Below are 22105 nucleotides of genomic sequence, written 5' to 3'. Positions count from 1 at the left end.
GAATAGGAAGGGAGATCATGAATCGGAAAAAAATAAATGAATTAATCAAGCGGTATTTAGATGTTTCATTTGTCGTGACGAAGAGGGCGGAAGAGCTCGTGAAATGTGAGATGGATCCTGATATTACAAACGATCAGCACTACATTTTGCGCTATATCAGCCAAAAGGAAAAGTGTACATCTTCAGAACTGGCCGAAATATTTTGCGTAAACAAAAGCGCGATTACGGCTATGACGAACCGATTAGTCGAGAAGGGATTAATACGGCGGATTCGCGGCCGTCATGACCGCCGTGTTGTTTATTTGGCTTTGACCGAAAAAGGCAGCCGCTTGTTTAAAGAGACGGAAGAGAAGATTCATCAATTGGTTGAGTCGTTTATAACAAAATTTTCAGAGGCGGAAATCGAATCATTTATTAAAACATATGAAAAATTGGCGAACATACTGCTGGAACTGGAGGTTGAGCCGTGAGAGCAATTATAAAAGGAAGATGGTTTGTCCTCATAGCTTGGTTGTTGGCTATCATCTTTTTGTTTGCAACTTCGCCAAATATGGCTGAACTTGTTCGGGAAAAAGGGCAAATTACAGTGCCAAAAGGCTACTCATCTTCCATTGCGGGCGAAATATTGCAGCAAGTGCAAAATAAAGAGCAGAAAGGAAATCAAGTGTCTGCCGCCCTCGTGTTTCACAATAAGAAAGGGTTAACAAATGAGGACTGGAAAGAAGCGGAACAGGCTGTTAAGCAACTGGAACAGAAGAGCGGGGATTTACAGATTACCAAAATCATTTCCCCTTTTACTGAAGAGGACTTAAAAGATCAGCTTGTTTCCAAAGACGGAACAACGATCTTAACATCCATTCAGATGGATAGAGGCGGAAGAACAGAAAAGGAAATGGCAGCAGCGCTTTACGAAGCCATCGATCACATATCATTGGAACATTATTTCACAGGCAGCTGGATCATTGATGAAGATGTAGTGGCAAGTTCGCAAGCGGGGCTGAAGAAAACGGAAGGGATTACGGTTGTCTTTATTTTGATTGTGCTGTTTATTGTTTTTCGTTCGTTTGTCGCGCCGTTTGTGCCTCTCTTGACTGTTGGGATGACCTATTTGGCTTCCCAATCCATTGTCGCTTTTTTGGTAGATTTCGTCAATTTTCCTTTGTCCACTTTTACGCAAACTTTTCTTGTGGCAGTGTTGTTTGGAATTGGAACAGACTATTGCATCTTGCTTTTAAGCCGGTTTAAAGAGGAACTGGGAAAACATGAAAATCGCACTGATGCAATTTTAGCAACCTATCGGACGGCAGGAAAAACCGTGCTGTTCAGCGGTTTAGCGGTCATGATCGGGTTTGCGGCAATTGGGTTGTCAACATTTAAACTTTATCAATCGGCGGCTGCTGTTGCTGTCGGTGTAGCTATTTTGCTCGCGGCGCTCATGACGCTTGTTCCTTTTTTTATGAGCGTTTTAGGCCCCGTATTGTATTGGCCGGTCAAAGGGAGCCTCGAACATAAACAAAGCAAGCTCTGGGATGTTGTCGGACGCTTTTCGTTTGCAAGACCGCTAGTTTCTCTAATCATCGTTGCATTGATTGCATTGCCTGTTCTGCTCACCTATGATGGCAAACTGTCATTCAATGCTCTCGATGAAATCGGCGAAGACTATGCATCTGTTAAAGCCTTTCAGATTATATCCGAAAGCTTTAACCCCGGTGACGCAATGCCGACAAAAGTAGTCATGAAAAATGACGACAACATGAATTCAACTGAATATTATGCCATTATTGAAAAAGTGAGCCAGAGCATTGAAAAGATTGACGGAGTGGAAACCGTTCGTTCTGTGACAAGACCAACAGGGGAACCAATTCAACAATTCTATGTGACAGAACAGGCGAAAACGTTAAAAGAAGGCCTTCATCAAGGAAATAATGGGATTGAGAAAATCAGCTCCGGTTTGACCGAAGCAAGCAAGCAGTTATCTTCTTCTTCGCCAAAATTGAAGCAAGCTGCGGACGGCATTCAACAATTAGTTTCCGGAACGGATGAGCTGAAGGAGGGAGTGGTTGATCTTGAAAAGGGGCTTTCCCAAATTAAAACAGGTATTGAGAACGGCTCCATGGGGGCGGGTGAGATAAAAGAAGCGCTTGAGAAAGTTCAAGAACAGGCGAAAAGGCTGCAATCGGGAGCGGAACAGCTTTTAAAAGGATATGAAACAGCTGGAAACGGGCTATCTTCGCTGCTTGAGCAATATCAAAAAATGGAATCGGGACTTGGGGCATTGGCTGACCATCTTTCTGGTATTAACGATTCATTGGCCCGCATTGAGCAGAGAAATCAACAACTACAGCAAGATCCTGAGTATCAACAAGTCAAAATGGCGGCTGCCCAACTGAGCGGGCAAGCAAAACAAATGGCCAACGGATTCCGCCAAGTAAACGAAACGCTCAATCGGGTCGCCGCTGGGGTAAAACAGGCGAATCGTTCATTTTCTGATCTGATTGCCGGACAAAAAGCGCTCGTCCATGGCATGACAGAACTTGTCAGCGGGCTCGATCAGCTGCAAAAAGGGCTGGATAAAGCAGCGGAAGGGCAGGGAGCAGTCCTACAACAATTGCCGCAGTTTTCAAAAGGGTTAAGCGAGGTAAACGACGGACAGGAGGAATTGTTAAAAGGCTTTTCCCAATTGGACGGACAAATGAGCCAATTCATCACTGGGCTTGACAGAAGTGTGGATGGTCTTCATCAAGTGTCAGATGGTCTTGGATCAGCGGAGAGTTATTTGTCTGATCTTTCATCTTCAAAGAATGAAGAAACGGCCGGATGGTTCATGCCGGAGGATGTCTTGGAATCAAAAGAATTTCTAGAGGCAAAAGAAGCCTATTTATCTGCTGACGGCAAAGTGGCCACCATCGATGTCGTTTTCAAGAAAAATCCGTATTCAACTGCAACAATGGATCAACTTGACGCCGTCAAACAAGCAGTCCAAACGGCTGTAAAAGACACGAAGCTGGAAAATGCCAAAATTGCCTTTGACGGAGTGACAAGCATTTATTCCGATTTGAACGAGATTTCAGCCAAAGATTACTCCCGCACGGTGGTATTGATGCTGATCGGAATTGCGCTCATATTAGTTGCCTTGCTAAGATCGTTTGTCATGCCGATTTACTTAATATTATCGCTTATTTTAACGTATTATACTTCAATGGCTGTTGCTGAAATCATTTTCGTCCAATTTCTTGGGTATGACGGTATAAATTGGGCGGTTCCGTTTTTCTCTTTTGTAATTTTAATTGCCTTGGGGATCGATTACAGCATCTTTCTTATGGATCGTTTCAACGAGTACAAAGATTTGCCTGTCAAGGAAGCGATGCTGGCCGCAATGCGCAATATGGGGACGGTTATTATATCCGCTGCCATTATTTTAGGCGGGACGTTTGCTGCGATGCTTCCGTCTGGCGTGCTCTCGCTTTTACAAATTGCAACGGTCGTTTTAACAGGGCTGGTATTATATGCTCTAGTCATTTTGCCGCTCTTTGTGCCCGTGATGGTCCACACGTTCGGGAAGGCGAATTGGTGGCCTTTTATAAAGGAAAAATAAAAAGGAAACCATCAATGTGAGCTAAAAAATCTACACCGCTGAAAATCAAAAAGGGAACGGGGCGTTATGCCTCTGTTCCCTTTTCATCTTTGTTTGTCAGCGCCTGCTTTAATAAATCTCCTAAATTTGTACCAAAGGATTCGTTTTTCGGGCTGTATTTTCGGAGTAAGTGTCGGTCTTTATGAGAAGAGGCTTGTCTTTTTTCCTCTGCTTTTTCAACCACGTTGCAAGGCCGGCATTGGAAATAGACACCGGCTTTTCCTTCATGAATTTCCATCCGCCGTTTACATTGCGGACAGCGGCGGTTGGACAGTTTCGGATCTTTTCGTTTTTGGAAGCGGCATTTCATATTGGAACAAACTAACATTCTTCCTTCTTTTGTCGTCCGTTCTTTTAAAAAGGAGCCGCATTCCGGGCACATGGATCCAGTCAAATTGTAAGCCCGATAGGAACGGTCGCTTTGTTTGATTTCTGCGACGAATTGTTCGGTTTGTTTGCGGATATTTTGCAAAAAGGCTTTTGCGTTTCCTTTTCCGCGGGCAATTAATTCAAGCTCTCTTTCCCAGCGTGCCGTCAGTTCTGGTGATTTCAGCTCTTCATTTACAAGATCTATGAGCTGTTTTCCTTTTTTCGTCGGATAAAACCGGCCATTGTTTCGCTCCACGGCTTCTGTTTCGACAAGCCGTTCAATAATGTCGGCTCTTGTTGCCGGAGTGCCAAGGCCGTATTTTTCCATTTTTGCAAGAATGTCGGCTTCTGAATAGCGAAGAGGGGGTTCCGTCCATTTTTCTTCCATCTCGAAATGTTGGATCGGCACAGTTTCTCCCGGCTTCAAAACGGGCAGCTGCTTATTTTCCCGTTCATTTTCGTGAATTTCTAAAACCTTTTTAAAACCTTTATCAATGACCACATTTTCTCTCACAAAAAAGGTTTCTCCGCCAACGGATAAAATCGCTTGTACAGATTCATATTGGCAAACCGGATAAAACAGCGCCAAAAACCGGCGGGCGATCAAATCATACAGTTTCTTTTCATCGGCGGAAAGTTCACTTATTCTAAGGGGTTCCTCCGTCGGAATGATCGCATGATGATCAGTCACTTTTTCATTATTGAACACCCTTTTGGCCGCGATTTTCCCTTGCTTGGAAAGTAGCGGGCGAACTTCCTCTTGATAATGTGAAGACATCGCCAGAAGTCTGTCATACATAGTCGATTCCATATCTGTTGTTAGATAACGGGAATCTGTTCGGGGATATGTGACAAGTTTATAATGCTCGTACAGTCTTTGCAGCACCGTTAACGTTTTCTTGGCCGAAAAGCCAAACCGTTTATTGGCATCCCGCTGCAGCTCTGTCAAATCATATGGCAACGGCTGCAGTTCTTTCTTCGGCTTGCGCTCTACTTTGATCGCCGTTCCTTTTTCGCCTTTCAACTTTGCCAACAACTGTTCCGCCGTTTCTTTGGAAAAGATTCTTTTTTCGCCGTTTCGTTTCCATGAGGCGGCAATGGAGCCGATGTTTGCTTGAATCGTCCAATACGGTTTCGGTACAAAAGATTGTATTTCTTTTTCCCTTTCGATGATCATTGCAAGGGTAGGGGTCTGCACGCGGCCAGCCGAAAGCGGGTCGTTATATTTTGTCGTTAAGGCTCTTGTCACATTTAAGCCGATGAGCCAATCTGCTTCAGCGCGGCAAACGGCTGACCGATATAAAGATTCAAATTGTTTGCCCGGTTTTAAGTGCTTGAAACCGTCGCGAATCGCTTTATCGGTTTGAGATGAAATCCAAAGCCTTAATATCGGCTTTTTCCAGTTCAGCTTTTTTAAAATCCACCTTGCCACGAGTTCTCCTTCGCGTCCGGCATCTGTGGCGATGATGCAGTCTTTTATGTCCGCACGTTTCGCCAAGTTTTCAATTCCCCTAAACTGGCGGCTCGTTTGCTTGATGACTTTCAGCCCCATTTTTTCCGGGATGATCGGCAAGTCTTCCAGCCGCCATGTTTTATATTTTGGATCGTAATGCTCCGGCATTTTCAATTCAATTAAATGGCCGAGCGCCCATGTCACAACGTATTTGCTTCCTTCAAAATGATATTGGTGCTGTTTTTTGCATCCGAGCACCCTAGCGATTTCACGGGCAACGCTCGGCTTTTCAGCTAGAACGAGAGATTTCATGCAATGCTCCTTTCTAATAAAAAACACTTACTGATTTAGTATAGCGGAAAAAAAGAAGATTTTGCACCTTGGGAGGGATGTAAATCGCTTTAATTGATTGGCCGTTTTAGAAAAGCTTTTGCAAAAACACTCGCTGCACCATTTTTTTGCGTCTTTCATTTTGTCAGCTGAATGGAACAGAGCGAAAGAGGAATTTTTGTTTTTTTATCGTATATTTGATTTAGAACGACATACAAAACATAAAGCTTTTTGCAAGGTGATATTGGAAAGGAAGTTATGGATGAAAACCATTCCGGAAATTCAAGTATATGTGCGTTATTGTGAAACCGATGCCTCAGGACATGTCAATAATACAAGCTATTTTTTGTACATGGAAGAAGCACGGACAAGATTTTTGGACTTTCTCCGAAAAGAAATCGGCAGTCAAGACTGGAATTTTATATTGGCATCGACAAAATGCGATTATTTGGCGCAAGCTTATGCGCATCAAACGTTGACAGTCGCTTCAAAACTGATACGGATCGGAACAAAAAGCTTTACGATCGAGCATGAAATGAGAAACAGCGAAACGGGGCTTATCGTTGCCCGGGGGAATGCTGTTGTCGTTTGTTTCGATTTTCATAAACAACAATCTCAACCAATCTCCCCTAAATTGCGTTCAATTTTGGAGGAATTTTTGGCTTAAACAATTAAGCTTGCAGGCTAATGCGCTTCAGCAAGCTTTTATGGCATATGGATCTCATTGTTGCCGACGAGGGATAGAATGACCTGAAAATATAGCGCCTTTAGATGAAAAGAATGATGGACTTTTTTCAATAACAAGCAAGGGAGATTGATCTGTTTTTGTCGATTTTTCAAGGAAACTTCGGTGAAATCAACGATAAAAAATCAAATCAAACAAAAATGAAATAACAACATCACCAAAATAAATAAAACAAAAAATGTTTATTTGATTTTGTTTTTGTTGTATGATGATAGGAAGATGATTGGAAAGTCTATGACAAATTTTCTAGAAAACGGTTGCAAAAAAATATGCAAGAAGGCTTTTTAATGATTTCACCGCAAATTCAAGATGCATATGAATATGCAAATCATGGGATTGATACGGATCAAGCGCTGGAAAAATTAAAAGCTATTAAAATATCTTTGCATTGTTGGCAAGGGGACGATGTTCGCGGATTTATTAACAAAGACCAACCATTGACGGGAGGAATTTCAGTAACGGGAAATTATCCGGGCGCTGCCAGAACACCTGAAGAGCTTCGCCAAGATTTAGAAAAAGCCAAACATAAATTAAACTTGCATGCAATTTATGTCGACACGGACGAAAAAATAGATTATGACGAGATTGAACCGCGCCATTATCAAAAATGGGTCGATTGGGCAAAAAAACATAAATTAGGTTTGGATTTCAATCCAACTTGCTTCTCCCATCCAAAAGCGGAAGATGGTTTTACGTTGAGCCATCTTGATAAGGAAATCCGTAATTTTTGGATCGAACATTGCAAAAGGGCGCGCAAAATCGGCGAATATTTTGGAAAAGAAACAGGACAAACATGTGTGACAAATATTTAAATTGTCAGCGCTTTCGTTATATTCGAATGGAATTTTGCTTCATGTCAGGCGTCCTGTCAGATGGGATAGCGACCATGTCGTCATTATGGATGACGAATTGCAGCAAATTGCCCATGAGCTGGTTGTCAACCATTTGCTTGAAAAGTCATTCATCGGCCTCGATTTCTTTGACGCAAGCATCAATCGGGTTGCCGCATGGGTGATCGGAACCCGCAATATGTTGAAAGCATTGCTTCGAGCATTTTTGGAGCCGATTGAGTATTTGAAAGAATTGGAATTAAAAGGTGATTTTACATCTCGTTTGGCATTGAGGGAAGAATTCAAATCATATCCGTTCGGGGCTGTCTGGGATTACTATTGCGCCAGCCAAGATATACCAGTTCGTGAAGAATGGCTTGCTGCAGTGAAAGAATATGAAGAAAAGGTGCTGCTGAAAAGAACATCATAGCATTCCTGTCAGGTAACATGATGAAGCAAAAGGCAAGTCACTAATGATGATGTCATATTCCAGAAACTTTTTTAATATAAGGAGTCCCTTGCGTTTATAAGCACGGAACTAACAACAACACATTTGTTTGGATGGCTCGAACATTGCCGGGGGTGTCCGAAAAATCGTTTTTAAGCCCAATCATGAAAAAAGTAAGACCAAAGAATGCTGTTAAATCAACATTCTTTGGTCTTATATTTGGAAACATGTGACATTAAAATGGGCTTTTCAGACAGCCCCGGCTTATCTTTTTTGATTGAGAACAGGAAAAAAATCTTCCAACGTTATTTCTTCTGTGCGGACGGTGATAATTACAGGTTTCCGTTTATCTTATAACTAGTTTTTAAGGAATTTTTCTTTGCGTTTGAGAGCTGACTCATTACGAGTGAACGACTGCGAAAAATCGGCTGCCCGCTAGTTGAAATGGGTGATTCAAAAGGAACGGCACGGGTCGCATTTGCTGTCCTTCGGATCGTGCTGTTCAAAAAATGAGACACGTTTGAGAACTGAAAAAACGGGATTATCGTAGCAGTTCCTGTTGAGAAATGTTCTTGGCAACGCTTTTTTCTTTACCTTGATCTTTTTTTAAAGGGGGATGTTTTAACTAATATGAGATGAAGATCATCACAACAGCTTTTATATAAAACGTGTTAACAATTAAAGGAAAAGTTTTGGGGAATCTGTTTTCTGTTTCGCCTTGTTCTAAGATCAATTTTTCCCGATGTTTACCATTTTGATCATTCTTCTTTCAAAAGGGGCGGAAAAAGTATAAAATAACATTTGCTAGAAAACCTTAACAACCTTGATTTATCATCACTGATAGAATTATGTGAGAAATCACAGAAGAAAGAAGGAATAGCATGAATAAAAAAGAAGAGCTGGCGCAAGCGGAAAAGAGTTATAATACCGTTCCGATTATCTTTGTATTAATGTCAGGCGCGTTTGTTGCGATCTTGAATCAAACATTGCTCGGTACAGCTTTGCCTCACATGATGGCAGATTTTCATGTGGATGCCAACACCGTTCAATGGCTTCAATCCATCTTTATGTTGGTTAACGGAATAATGATTCCGATTACGGCCTTTCTAATTGAGCGGTTTACAAATCGCGGGCTGTTTCTGTCCGCGATCGGGATCTTTGCCATTGGAACGGCTATTTGTGCAACAGCCCCCAGTTTTTCCTTTTTAATGGCGGGAAGAGTCGCCCAGGCTGCCGGGGCGGGAATCATCATGCCATTAATGCAAACGATTTTATTTTTGATTTTTCCAATCGAAAAACGAGGAACCGCCATGGGGATGTTTGGGCTTGTTATTGCTTTTGCTCCGGCAATCGGTCCAACGTTATCCGGCTGGCTAGTCGAACATTTTTCATGGAGAAGTTTATTTTACGTCGTTTTGCCGATTGTTGTTATCGACTTTATTTTTGCTTATTTTATTTTGAAAAACATTACAAAACAGTCTTATCCCAAAATTGATATTTTTTCTGTCATCCTTTCGACGTTCGGATTCGGCGGTTTGTTATATGGATTCAGCGCAGCAGGAAGCAGCGGATGGCTGAGCGGGCAAGTCATTTCTTCGCTGATCATTGGATTGGTTGCCGTATCTTGGTTTATTGCCAGACAGTTGAGATTGGATCAGCCAATTTTGGAATTCAGGGTATTTCAAAGCACAACTTTTTCACTGACCACTGTTCTAGGAATGGTTGTATTTATGTCCATGATTGGGGGAGCGGTCATTCTGCCGATGCTCATGCAAAATATGCTCGGATTTTCCGCATTGGAATCAGGGCTGGCGCTATTGCCGGGGGCATTAATTCAAGGCGTGACAAATCCGATTTCCGGAAAGCTGTTTGATAAGTTTGGAGCGAAATGGCTGACAATTATTGGATTAACAATTTTAACGGTTACAACGTTTATGCTGACAAACCTTACCGACCATACGACATTTACATATTTGGCGACAGTGAATGCCTTAAGAATGATCGGGATTGCGATGGTCATGATGCCCGTGACGACAGCCGGGTTGAATCAACTTCCTCCTCATTTAATCCCGCACGGAACCGCGATGAACAACACGATGCGCCAAATTGCCGGGGCGGTGGGAACTGCTTTGCTTGTGACCGTCATGACAGGAACTGCATTGCCTGAAGAAGGTGTTCAAGGGTTTATACATGGTGTAAATATATCATTTTTTATCGCCGGCATATGCTCTGTCGTTGCTTTAATATTATCCTTGTTTATGAAAGATTCAGCGAAAGGCGATGGGGATCGTTTTGAAAATCGGCAGCCGCAACGGACAATTCAAGAAAGCTAAAAACAAACGGAAACGAAAAACTCCATTCCCGGTTTTTTAGATTTAGGCAAAAAAACGGGGAAGGGGAGGGAAATGAAAAATGAACGTATGACATGGTGGGCGCTCTTTATTTGAAAGCTGCTGTCCATAAACGTCTTGTCGGTTTTCCTGTTTGAAATCTGCGCTTCTGATAAATGAACAATGAGGGCAGCTCCTTCAAATTCCTTTTGGAGCTGCCCTTTTGGGAAATTATTTTTTCAGATAAAAATGTTGTAAGACCGATGATTTATTTTTGCTTTTATCTGTTGCGATAATACCAAAGGAATAAGAGCCGTTGGCCATTTTCGAAACATTCCAAAAAGCCGTATGCGAACCTCTTCCTTTATTTTTATTTTTTTCTAAATAGGCGAAAATTTGGCCTTTTTTATTCTTTACATAAATGGTTACTTCTGACTGTTCACTTATATAGTAATGCAATCTTACTTTTTTATCCTTTGATAAATAATATGCCTTTACACTGCCAATGGCAGGGGCTTTCGTATCCTTTGGCGCAGTTTTTTTCACATCCGCTTTAACGGTTTTCTTGGATTTATTACGGCTTTTGTCCACAGCCTCCATCAAAAAAGTATAACTGCCATTGGGCGCTTTCGAAACATTCCATACGACGGTATGATTTCCCGCCGATTTCGGTTTATTTTTTTCTAAAGATGCGACAAGCTTTCCGCGATGATCTTGAACGACAATTGTCATATTGGCAGCTTCGTTAATAGAGTAGCTGACATATACTTTATTTTGTTTTGGATCAAAAGCGGCTTTTTGAATTTTCACCTCTGGCGCCTGTATATCCTTCACCGGCTTCTTTAAAAGAAACTGATGGGTAGCGTTGGATTGATTGTTGTTTTCATCTGTTGCAGAAACTGAAAATTTGTAGGCTCCGTTTGCGATTTTCGACACATCCCAATACAAGTGATACGTTCCCTTCTCTTTCACTTTTCCCTTTTCTAAATAAGAAATGATTTTATTGTTTTGGTCGGAAACCGAAACAGTCATTTTTGCTTTTTCGTTCACTTGGTAAGTGAATGTTATTTTGTTCGTATTGCCGTCAAAATTGGCTTTTAGTCCGCTGACTTTTGGAACTTCCCCATCTTTTTCTTTTTTAACCAATTCAAAGGATTTAACAGTTGAAGACTTATTTCCGCTTCCGTCTACAGCTATGACCGCTAGTTTGTATGTTCCGTTTTTAACATTGGAAACATTCCAAAAAGCGGTATGAGTTCCGCTGTTTTGTTGTTCTTCATTTACGAGCGTAGAAACCGTTTTGTTATCGCGATCTGATACATACACTTTTACTTTGGAGCTTTCATTGATCTTATATCCAACCGAGACGATGTTTTTCAATTCGTCAAAATGCGTTGTTACATCACTTATAATGGGTGCTTTCGTATCTTGCGGTATAGCTGGTTCAACTGGTGTTGAACGTTGATAAAGGGTGGAAAGCATTGTTCCGGGGTAATAGAAATCCAATATTTCCCTGTATTTCTTTCCTGCTTCCCCCATATTTTTTGCGCCGTATTGACTCATGCCTACGCCGTGCCCGTCTCCAAGCCCTTCAACTCTTAAACTATCAGCGGTATTTTTCAGAGCGGTAACGTAGTAACTTTTCATAATACGAACACCAATCATGGCACGGACTCTCGACGCCGGACAATCAACAAATTCCACTTTTTGCGGGATGAGTCTGCCATTGGAATCGACAATATCTTTTACGAGAAAATGGACGGTGATGGAACCTCTGCTTACACGCCCCCCTGAAGTCGGCTTATGTAATGACAGTGTTGGCACCGATACGATCTTAATGTCTTTGTTTGCATAGCCATTTGTTTTTAACCAGGATTTTATATTTTGGGCAATTGCGCCATCCGCTTCATTTGTTTTGTTCCACCATAGGTCTGGGCGGGACAAATCTTTATCCGACAAATCCATTTGCTGTTTTTTTAATGAAAAATTCCACGGCATTTTAGGATCAAACGGATCTTCTTTTATGATGAGATATGGTGATTGGGCGGAACCCCAAACATTTGAATTTGATTCTGTTTTTCCCCCGTTGCTGGCGGAAAAAATAGCGCTGATCAGCCTGCCGTTGTATTGAAGAACTTGACCGATTGTTTCGTCTACCGCTTTTGTGCTATTAGGATGCCAGGAATATCCTCCATAGACCTGAAAGTTGATCGTATCATCGATCACTTGGTTTGAATAATTCATGGCATAAGTTCTGGCGGCAACCGCTTGTGCTTTTAAAGCCTCGAGATTCCAAGATGCCGGCATTTCATACGGCACAACCCCTTTGAGATATTCTTCTATCGGGATGATGTTGACAGGCCTAACATACAAGCTTTTCTCAACCGTAAAATCAAAACTGCCCAGATACGGCCGCGAATTGATCATTAAATAGTTTGTCTGTCTGGAAGGTTTAATGCTTAATTGATCAAATCTTCCTTTCAATATGCCGCCTTCATAAAGCGATAGTTTTGAAGATTCGGCTTTCACGACATATTTTTTGTTTTCGCTTAACACAACGGAACCATCAGCACTTTTATATTCGCCTTTAACTTCTACATTCAGTTCTTTTTGATTGCCTAAGTAATTGACTAATTTCACCCGAACAACCGGCTCTTGCATAGGAGCTGCTGCGGTCGGAATAGAAAAATGAGACATTACGAGGGCAAATGCTAGAAAACAAGAAAAGAGCTTCCCCATCCAAAAATCCTCCAAGTTTCATATAATTTGCAATAGACCCATCATAAACGTCTTTTATCGTTTATGGCAAGATGAATTTATTCCCATCAATCATTTTTTTAGCAAAGATTAATAGATGATTCAATGTTACCTTGAAAAGCCTTGCTTTACAATATATTAGAAAAGAAAAGGAACAGCAATTTTGCTATATCAGAGCTGAAAGTTGCTGTTCATCTTTGAAACAGTTGGCAGGCGCTTTAGTATTAGCGGGTGCAATTTCCAACAATCGGCTAAAACTAGCGGGTTGCTGCTTCGCAAAAGACTTTTCGAAAAATGATCCGAATCCAATAAGACCATCAGTAATACTGAATGGATAGATTTGATCAATTTTTTTCAATAACCCGTCTAAAATTTGTCAATAGGGTGAAACTAAAAGTAATTCAATGAAATGGTGACGGACATGACAAAAGTAAGATTAGGGTATGTTGCAATGAGCGTGCATTTACAAAATTGTTCGCCTTCCCAGACGATGACATGGGCAAGCTTTCAAAAAATCAAAGATCGGGATGCGGCTATTAGAAAATTGGAGCGCATTGCCGTTTCCAATTTAAACAATGTTATGCGGCTATTAAAACATAATAAAGCGCATGATATTAATTTTTTTCGTTTCAGTTCAAGATTGATCCCTCTTGTGAACCACGAAGAATTAAAAAATTGGAACTATATGGATCCCCTTTACGAGATATTAGGGGAAATTGGTAATTTCATTGAACAACATGCAATGAGAATTGATTTTCACCCCGATCATTTTGTTTTGTTGAATTCTCCAGACTCAAACGTTTTTAAAAGGTCGTTGATAACGTTGGACATGCATGAATCACTTTTAATAGGAATGGGCGTTGATCCGGAACACCGCTGCGTTCTTCATGTCGGCGGAGGATACGGTGACAAAGAAAAAGCACTGGAACAGTTCATTCATAATTGGGGATTCTTACCTCATCGTTTGCAGCGGATGATCATGCTGGAAAATGATGATACAACCTTTACTTTGGATCATACGTTGTATTTGTGTGAAAAATTGAATATTCCTCTCGTATTCGATTTGCATCACCATATGGCCAACAACGAACAGGATTGGAAGGCGAATTGGGGGCGCATCCTTTCTACATGGAAACAATCAAAATTGCCGATAAAAATGCATATTTCCAGTCCAAAGAATGAAAAGGACTTCCGCGCTCATAACGATTTTGTAGATCCGGAAATGTTTATTAACTTTCTAAATGAAATCAAAGGAACAGTTGAACAGATCGATTGTATGGTGGAAGCGAAACAAAAGGACGCCGCTTTGTTTCGATTGATGGAAGACTTGCAGCAATATTCAGAAATTGAAAAGATGGATGGAGGAAGTTTTTTTATACGATAAACCCTTCTTAAATGGAAGAATCTACAACACCTTGACAAAATTTGACTGAAAAAAGCAGGCGGAATGGATTTGCCTGCTTTTCCCGCACAAACTATTTCATTGGCGTTTGATTGTTCATTTGATTGCCAAACGGCTGATACTGATTCATAATGGCCTGAGCCGTATTTTGTTGAAAAGTCGGAACAGGATAAAATCCTTTTTGATTCATATATTGCCATATTTCATATGCTTGTTCCGCACAGTTTTTCGCCCCTTGCACCAACATATTCCGGAATTCCCTGTCAGAGCACTCTAACGCTGCATGCATTCTTAATGTGGCGGAAGCTTTGGCGCAGCCGAGCATTCCTGATGCGACATCATGATCATTCATTTGATCGATAGAGCTGTTCGGTGTTTCTGGTGTGTTGCCAGACATGCCATAAGCCGGATTCACGCTCTTTGCCGTTCGATATGTTCCAATGTTTTGCTGGCTTTTGTTTCTTAACATTTGAACCATTGAATTGTATTCATTTGTCATGAAGTTAATTTGGTTTTGCAAAATGTTTTGCAGCTCAGGATCTTTGCAGTGCGGCTGATAAAGTTGAAATTGATTAATGCCGTCAATCGTGTCAGATAAAACTTCATGGATTTCCATCAATTCATGTGCACCTATCGTTGTGTTCATGGAAAAGGCCTCCTTATCATTTTTTCACAGTTAGTAGTATGTTAAAAATGCTTTCATTTTATACAGAAAAAAATCATCCCCTTTTGAAAAACAAGAGGATGATGTTAAGCGAGAATTTTGATAAACTCTTTTCCAGATCGAGTTTTATATATAAGCATTTGACTAAATTTATGAGGAAAAGATGTATACGCATTGATGTTTCCCAATTCATCAACCGAAAGCATCCAGCCGTCAGGCAGCTCTTTTTCAAAATATGAGTGAAACGACCGGATTTTTTCAGCTGATTCAGGGACAGCCGCTAAGCCTTCCGTCAGCTGATACCAAAGGCTTCTGATAGAATGCAATGCATCTTTTAATTGATATTCAATGGAAAGATCTTGAACACTTTGATAGGTCATAGTTTTCACTCCTTATAAAAACATTATAATAAATTGGAGTAAATAACTATGCCAAATTTTTTCCATCTCCTTGGCGACAACAAGGGAAAGGAGCGGGGAGTGATACCCGATTGTTTGAATCGTTGCCGGCCATCGAAAACAACATTCTTTTCCAAATGCAGAAAGTCCGGAAAAAAACAGGTTACCGTCAAAGATAACCTGTTTAGCATTTATCCGTTGAATTTTCTTGTTTTTCCAGTTATTCGCTTACCGTTTGCCGGGTTTCCGGAAGATGACTCATAACCAACTCGGTAAACATAATCTTTAGGAGCATGTACGATGTTGTCCATGTTATACTGCTTTACATTGTTTTGAAATTGGCCGCCCCTTGCATTTTGCGTCATTTTGTTTTACGCCTCCTTAAACATTGGTGAAGCGATTATATTTTCCCCTAAACGTCTATTTTCTGAACAAGGAAGATTTACAAGGCCGCCTTTTAAGGTAAATGATGAAATTCAAATTTCTTTTGTTAAACATTATAAAAAAGAAGTTCAGGATCATTTTCTGCGCTGCTGAACGGAAAGAAGGCAAAAGGGTGAATGCAGCTTTATAAAGAAAAAACGCGTATTGGGTGGATAAACGATTGGATGAAAATATTATGATTTCTTGCGTCGGAAGGCAAAGATCAGTTGCACAAAGCGGTCACAACCTGCAAAATTGCCGTTGAACAGCATGAACGAATAGAGGCCTGCTTACTTTCAAAAACGATTCATTGGATCCGGCTTGTTCATAAAAATCGAAAAAGCGCATTCGCCTACCTTTTAAACTGAACATCATTTGGGCTTACCATTTCATTTTTCTTTAATTGCAAATGCTTAAATGGGATGTCGGAATATAAATCAATATCGACTGTATAACGGGGGCGGTTTTTCACTTCGGTAAAGATCTTTCCAATATACTCGCCGATGATTCCAATCCCCATTAATTGCAGTCCGCCGATAAACCAAATGGAAATGATCAACGAGGTCCAGCCGGCATTTGTATTGCCAATCACCTTTTGCATCAATGCATACGAGCCGGTGATCCCGCCAAGCAAAAACAAGAAAAATCCAAGCAACGTGATGAATCGGATCGGTGCAACGCTGAATGAGGTAATGCCGTCAAATGCAAAAGACAGCATCTTTTTCAAAGGATATTTCGTTTTTCCCGCCAAACGTTCTTTCCGATCGTATAGCACTTTAGTTGATGGAAAGCCAATCAAAGGGATTATTCCCCGTAAAAATACATTGCATTCGTTGAAGCGTCCGAGTTCCTCAAGCGCCCGGCTGCTCATAAGCCGAAAGTCGGCATGATTCGGAACGAAATGCATGCCGAGTTTTCCCATGAGATAATAAAAGCCGATAGCCGTTGTTTTTTTCAAAAAAGTATCGGTTTTTCGGCTTTGGCGAACGCCATAAACAATATCGTAGCCTTCCTGATATTTTATGATAAAATCGCGAATAACAGACACATCATCCTGCAAATCTGCGTCAATGGAAATCACACAGTCGGATTTATTTTTGGCTGTTTCGAGCCCGGCCAAAAGCGCTTTTTGATGTCCTACATTACGGGCCAATTTCAGACCAAAAACACGATCATTCCTTGCACTTTCCATGGCGATGATTCTCCACGTCCGATCAATGCTTCCGTCATCGACGAATAAAATGGAACTTTCGGTTGAAATCAATTTTTCCGCTATTAAACTGTCTAAAACAGATGATAGTTGTTTGATGGTTTCCTCCAGCACCTCCTCTTCGTTGTAGCAGGGAACAACAATTGTTAAGACAGGCTGCGGATGATTCAAGTCCTTCACCTCTTTAAATGGTTATTTTACTTTGTATAAGTAGATCTTCCAAGCGGATTCCGGATGGCTGAACTCTTTCTTCAGTTCAAGATGATTGTTTTCCGCATTCAAAATGGGAACGGAAGAAAAAATATAGCGGCCGCCCATTTTTTGAAACTGAGCAGTATTGAGTTTTAAATGTTTAATCGTTTTGTTCGAATCTTTTTTATAGTCGTATTTTTTTCCGAGTTCATCCACAAAGAGATAACAGCGGCTGCCCCATTCGTCAAAATACTCTTTCAACTTTCGGTTTTTTTCGAGTTCACCTGCTATTATTTCCCGAAACTGATACTTGTATGTAAGGGGGTAAAAATTGTTATATGTATCCAAAGTATAAAAACCGTTATATTGAGCAATTGCCGGATGCAGACCAATGCTTGCCACCCTGTAAGATTTTTGCGGCAACCCGATGAATTCCTTGATCTCTAAAAACTGTTTCGTCGCATAAAATTCCCGAAATGACGGGGAATGGTTTATGATTCCGTAGCGAATTTCTTCATTAAAAGGAATGAAGATGAGAATTTGCAGGATCAACGCCAATTTGACGAAAATCCGCCACAGCTTCCCTTTACGCCATAAAATAAAACAGGCGATGGCAAAGCTGAGATAAATCACCAACGGGCGCAAAAAATGAAAACGGGCAAAATTAAACGTATTGAACAAACTGATTTTTTCTTTTAACGGAATCCACAGATTGTTAAACCAAAACGCATACCATAAGGAAAGGGCATAGTTAAGGGCAAATAAAAAAAGAAATACTTTTTCTTCCCTCCCTTTTTTGGAAAACATCACGATGCCGAGTGTTAAAAACAGAACGGGGAGAATGACGGCAGTATGGACGGTCATGACATGCGTATGCCCCAGTGCAAAGTTTTTGAATGAAAGACGAATGGAACGCCAAAATTCATGTCTTGATGAAACAAATTCCGTTCGCTGGGTCGGTTCATGAGAAAAAATGAGTGAATAAACGAGTCGATATTCCACTATAAGAAAAACCCCTGCCATAAAGGCGATGCTCCCCAAAAACGGCCAATTCCAATCCCGCTTCACGATCAAGTCGTATAACCAAAGAAACGTCATTGCTGTAAGAAAAAAGAAAAAGCCAAGGACAAAGCTTGAGTAGAAAGGCAAAAGAAAAAGAACTGCCCATTCTTTCCATGAAAAATCCCTTGAACGAATATTTAAAAAAGCCCATAACGCCAAAGGATGGCCAAGAGTGCTGAGCATTCCCGACGGCCAAAAAGGGGTCAAGGCAAAGGCGAGAGAGACCCCTATCCGGATCCAATATGCATCTTTGTCTTTTATGAAATGCTTTTTTAACAGCAAATACATTCCGATGAAAGCAAAAATTCTCGTAACGGTTTGACTTATGGCATAAGCGGTCATGGAAGGAAAAAGAGCATGAAGCAAGACAATGCCGCTAAATTCCGATCCGTAAGCATTGCGCGGTAGCCCATTGATCACTTGAGGAATTTTGGCGTTTAAACCGCCAAACAACTCGCCGCTTTCCGCCAAAACTTTATACCAAGCAATATTGGAATCCATATTATCATGAACGCGTATGTGGGCATCTTCTCCTAAAATATAAAGAGGGGAGACATATAGGAAAAGGATGGCAAAAGCGCAAAACAAATATTTTTTCTCTTCATTGATAGCAATGTTAAAGTTTGTCACTGCGAACACATCCGTTAAATATTCCTAGATTGCAAAAAAGGATCGACACAATAGATAGGATTTGATAAAATCCGCCGGAAAATACATGGGACGATTTTTCTTAAAAAAGAGTAAGGATGGTGCGGAGGAGGAGGAAACAAAGAATAAGCCGGATTGGATAATGGAAAGGACGAAATGTTTGAATCATGGCGATGATCAATCCTTTTGGTTATTTTTTTCGAATATAAGAGGGATGTTGTTTCGCGGATAAAAAAGAAAGGAAAGGGAAAGATATCAAAAACGGAACATAGGAACCAATTATATAAACATCCAGTGGTGAAGAAACGTGAAAATTGAAAGAATTGAAACTTTTCCATTGTTTTATAAACTTTCGCAACCATACGGCGACGCCAACGGCTATAAAAAATACAGGACTTGCTACTTGATTCGGATCATCACAACTAGCGGAGCGAATGTGTGGACTGGCTTCCGACATTACACGAAGGATTTCAAAAAAGAATCATTCCGTACTTAGCGGGAAAATCAGTTTTTGACCACCTTCCGATAATACATACCATTAAAAATGGCATCAGCGGGCTGCAGCCGCTGTCAGCATGGCGTTAAAGGAAATTACTGCCAAATATTCCAACCTTTCTATATGCGATTTATGGGGGGAAATTTCGCGATAATATCCCCGTTTATGCCTCTTTTCAATCTTATACGGACAGTAGCGAATGGATGAACATTTCTGCTGAGCGGATCGAAAAATCGATCATAAAAGGATTTAAACAAATAAAAGTCAAAATAGGCGGAAGATCATGGAAGGAAGACTTGGCTCATATCAAATTGCTGCAAAAATTGACAGAGGAAAGAATCTCTTTCATGTTGGACGCCAATCAAAGCTACGATTTGGCAACAGCCCGCAAATGGGAGCGTTATGTTTCCAAATGGCCAAATATTGTATGGTTGGAAGAACCGATGCCGATCAATAATGTGCCGGAATACCAACAGTTACGGGCAGCTGTTTCTGTGCCGATTTCAGGGGGGGAAAACGTCAAAAATGCGAAGCAATTTTTGCCTCTCCTTCGCCAAAATGCCTTAGACATTATCCAGCCGGACATATTGCATGTAAATGGAACAGAAGAATTTCGAGACGCCTTAAAGCTGGCACGCCATTTTGGAATAAGAGTATCTCCGCACAGCTATGACGGATCACTTTCGAGATTGTATACAATATTTGCTCAAGCAAGTTTAACTCCTTGGAGCAAAATGAATGGGGATAACATAGAGCCAATTGAATGGGATGTCATGGAAAACCCGTTTTCCGACCTTATTCCCATCCAACCTGTAAATGGACAAATTCAAGTTCCGGCTGGCAAAGGAATCGGAGTGGAATTGAATAAGGAAATCATTAAAACATATCTTTGGGACGGAACTGCTTATCAGGCTTAATCGTCGTTCAGAAGTTATGGGAAGGGAATGCATGTTTCTTCATTGAAGAGATATTCAGGTCATCTGAAAAATACGTTGATCTCCCATCATTTTTTACACTCCTTGCCCATCTATTCGCTTTAAGCGTTTCATGAGATGATCGATCTCCCCTTCAGTCCGAGGCACCAATAATTTTGATTTTTGCAAGGTGTTTTAACTTGTTCGTCGCTTTGAACAGATCCTTTGTAGCCAAACTTTTTGCTTTTTTGATCCTCTTTTGCATTCAACCACTGGACAGTTTGCTGCAAGATTGACAATGGGCTTGTGGCGTCTTCCATTAACTTTAACTCTTTCTCAATCCTCGTTGCTTTTCATTCCTACAATATCATGATTCACTTTTCCGTTTGAATTCCATAACCAAGCTTCTTAATTGAAGGGCAACTGGAAAAAGGCACGAACAAAGGTAAGAGGAGTGAGGATATAACGTAAAATAAATAAGGAAGAAGAAAGCTGTCTCTTGAAAAACTTTTGATGAGACAGCTTTCATTTTTAAAAATTTTACACAATATTTGTTACAATAAAATAGATTTTTACATTGATTGATGTCAGGCCGATAGATAGAAAGGAATGGGTTAAATGAAATGCTTTTCGATTGATTTAGACGGCACGCTGTTAAATTCGGAACATCAAATCCCTGATGAAAATTTAGCTGTGCTGCATGAATTAAGAGCACAAGGGCACGAAGTCATATTGAATACCGGCCGCGCTTTGCCCGATGTTATAAAAATCGAAGGAGTCGATCAGCTGGAAGTTCCGATTTTTTGTATTAACGGCTCGGCCTTATATTCAAAAGACAGGGATCTTTTATATGAAGCAACCATTGATGTTGATCGGTTCCGCGACATTTTTCAAACAGTAAGAGGGCTTGGCGCTGGTATTCTCGTCTACACGAACAAGGGCGGTATGCCTTCCACATTGCCGCCATTACATAAACGAGGATGGGATGAAATTGAAAAAATGTTTGCCGAATTTGATTATGACTCGATCTATCAGATCAAAAATTTAAAAATTTATAAGCTCATTGCATTGGTCAATCCAAACGAACCCGGCAAAATCGAACAAGTGAAAAAGGCGTTGCAAGAGCGCAGCGATATATCCATCGCATCGTCTTTCCCAAATAATCTTGAAATAACATCAAGTGAAGCGCATAAAGGAAAAGCCATATTGCGCTACCAAGAAATAAAAAAACTTAAATTTGAAGAAATTTATGCGTTTGGCGACGGCGGCAACGATCTTGCACAATTTGAAGTTGCCACCATTTCGGTTGCCATGGGAAACGCACCGAAGGAAGTGCAGGAAAAAGCGGACTTTGTCACAAAAACAAACGATGAGAACGGGTTTGCCTATGCGGTGAAAGAGATTTTGAAAATAGGGATTTTTTAATGCTGCCAAAAGGAAGGTTCATTCATTCTTTTCCTAAAACTTTTGGTTGAAAAGAAGGCAAATGTTATTGTTTTACTTGGCTAAATAAACAGGATCAACGACTTTGTTATACGAATACATCGTTTTCCCAATTTCGTACCGCTGTTTGAGCATGTCGGTCGAAACCTTGTGCGGCACATCTATTGGACATTTTGTTTCATACAGTAGCTGATGGATTGATAAGACTGAAAGGTCGCAATGAAATTTTGTTTTTAAGCGGCTTTTTCAATTAAAGGAAAATGGGGTTGTCCGAAAAATGATTTTTCAGCCCAATCACAAAAAAGTAAGACCAAAGAATGCTGTTAAATCAACATTCTTTGGTCTTTTATTTGGAAA

13 protein-coding genes and 2 pseudogenes are annotated in these 22105 nt (G+C 40.7%); 8 read left to right on the top strand and 7 right to left on the bottom strand.

Annotation, left to right across the window (positions count from 1 at the left end; translation table 11 throughout):
• The first annotated feature begins 17 nt into the window (after positions 1-17).
• Together AC0KTX_RS06360 and AC0KTX_RS06355 are read left to right on the top strand one after the other, a co-directional pair.
• Complete coding sequence (locus AC0KTX_RS06360) at positions 18-470, top strand: MarR family winged helix-turn-helix transcriptional regulator (RefSeq protein WP_474251386.1); 453 nt, start codon at positions 18-20, stop codon at positions 468-470.
• Positions 467-3595 carry an MMPL family transporter gene (locus AC0KTX_RS06355; protein ID WP_474251385.1) on the top strand — a complete coding sequence of 1043 codons (3129 nt, stop codon included), beginning with the start codon at positions 467-469 and terminating at the stop codon, positions 3593-3595. The genes AC0KTX_RS06360 and AC0KTX_RS06355 overlap by 4 nt, the downstream gene beginning before the upstream one ends.
• Positions 3596-3659: 64 nt before the next feature.
• Here the strand turns inward: AC0KTX_RS06355 and AC0KTX_RS06350 are convergent, their stop codons facing one another.
• Complete coding sequence (locus AC0KTX_RS06350; RefSeq protein WP_474251384.1) at positions 3660-5768, bottom strand: DNA topoisomerase III; 2109 nt, start codon at positions 5766-5768, stop codon at positions 3660-3662.
• Between the two features lie 280 nt (positions 5769-6048).
• Here AC0KTX_RS06350 and AC0KTX_RS06345 point away from each other — a divergent pair, with 280 nt between their 5' ends.
• The 3 genes and pseudogenes from AC0KTX_RS06345 to AC0KTX_RS06335 all read left to right on the top strand — a co-directional run bounded on the left by AC0KTX_RS06345 (position 6049) and on the right by AC0KTX_RS06335 (position 10142).
• On the top strand, positions 6049-6453 hold the full coding sequence (locus AC0KTX_RS06345) for an acyl-CoA thioesterase (protein ID WP_474251383.1): 405 nt from the start codon (positions 6049-6051) through the stop codon (positions 6451-6453).
• A 365-nt stretch (positions 6454-6818) separates the two neighbouring features.
• Positions 6819-7791: pseudogene (locus AC0KTX_RS06340) on the top strand (L-rhamnose isomerase).
• 899 nt (positions 7792-8690) lie between these two features.
• The gene (locus AC0KTX_RS06335) at positions 8691-10142 is read left to right on the top strand and encodes an MDR family MFS transporter (protein WP_474251382.1); all 1452 of its coding nucleotides are present in this window, start codon (positions 8691-8693) and stop codon (positions 10140-10142) included.
• Between the two features lie 228 nt (positions 10143-10370).
• Here the strand turns inward: AC0KTX_RS06335 and AC0KTX_RS06330 are convergent, their stop codons facing one another.
• On the bottom strand, positions 10371-12878 hold the full coding sequence (locus AC0KTX_RS06330; RefSeq protein ID WP_474251381.1) for a SpoIID/LytB domain-containing protein: 2508 nt from the start codon (positions 12876-12878) through the stop codon (positions 10371-10373).
• A 439-nt stretch (positions 12879-13317) separates the two neighbouring features.
• Here AC0KTX_RS06330 and uvsE point away from each other — a divergent pair, with 439 nt between their 5' ends.
• Positions 13318-14280 (top strand): UV DNA damage repair endonuclease UvsE, encoded by a 963-nt coding sequence (uvsE, locus tag AC0KTX_RS06325; RefSeq protein ID WP_474251380.1) that lies wholly within the window; start codon positions 13318-13320, stop codon positions 14278-14280.
• 91 nt (positions 14281-14371) lie between these two features.
• On the opposite strand, the gene AC0KTX_RS06320 is transcribed toward uvsE, so the two are convergent.
• From AC0KTX_RS06320 to AC0KTX_RS06300, 5 genes are all read right to left on the bottom strand, one after another.
• Positions 14372-14944 (bottom strand): spore coat protein, encoded by a 573-nt coding sequence (locus AC0KTX_RS06320; protein WP_474251379.1) that lies wholly within the window; start codon positions 14942-14944, stop codon positions 14372-14374.
• A gap of 104 nt (positions 14945-15048) precedes the next feature.
• A complete protein-coding gene (locus AC0KTX_RS06315) occupies positions 15049-15342 on the bottom strand; it encodes a hypothetical protein (protein WP_474251378.1) in 294 nt (97 codons plus the stop codon).
• Between the two features lie 209 nt (positions 15343-15551).
• Complete coding sequence (locus tag AC0KTX_RS06310) at positions 15552-15725, bottom strand: hypothetical protein (protein WP_474251377.1); 174 nt, start codon at positions 15723-15725, stop codon at positions 15552-15554.
• A gap of 410 nt (positions 15726-16135) precedes the next feature.
• Entirely contained in the window at positions 16136-17164 is a 1029-nt protein-coding gene (locus AC0KTX_RS06305; RefSeq protein WP_474251376.1) for a glycosyltransferase family 2 protein, read from the bottom strand.
• A 21-nt stretch (positions 17165-17185) separates the two neighbouring features.
• Positions 17186-18877, bottom strand: coding sequence for a DUF6044 family protein (locus tag AC0KTX_RS06300; RefSeq protein ID WP_474251375.1), 1692 nt, complete (start codon positions 18875-18877; stop codon positions 17186-17188).
• 325 nt (positions 18878-19202) lie between these two features.
• On the opposite strand from AC0KTX_RS06300, the pseudogene AC0KTX_RS06295 reads away from it, so the two are divergent.
• Positions 19203-20308, top strand: a pseudogene (locus AC0KTX_RS06295) (mandelate racemase/muconate lactonizing enzyme family protein).
• A gap of 615 nt (positions 20309-20923) precedes the next feature.
• The gene (locus AC0KTX_RS06290) at positions 20924-21730 is read left to right on the top strand and encodes an HAD family hydrolase (protein ID WP_474251374.1); all 807 of its coding nucleotides are present in this window, start codon (positions 20924-20926) and stop codon (positions 21728-21730) included.
• Positions 21731-22105: the final 375 nt, after the last annotated feature.

The organism is Aeribacillus sp. JST-2 (genome assembly GCF_056032925.1).
This window is presented reverse-complemented; position numbering and strand designations above follow the sequence as displayed.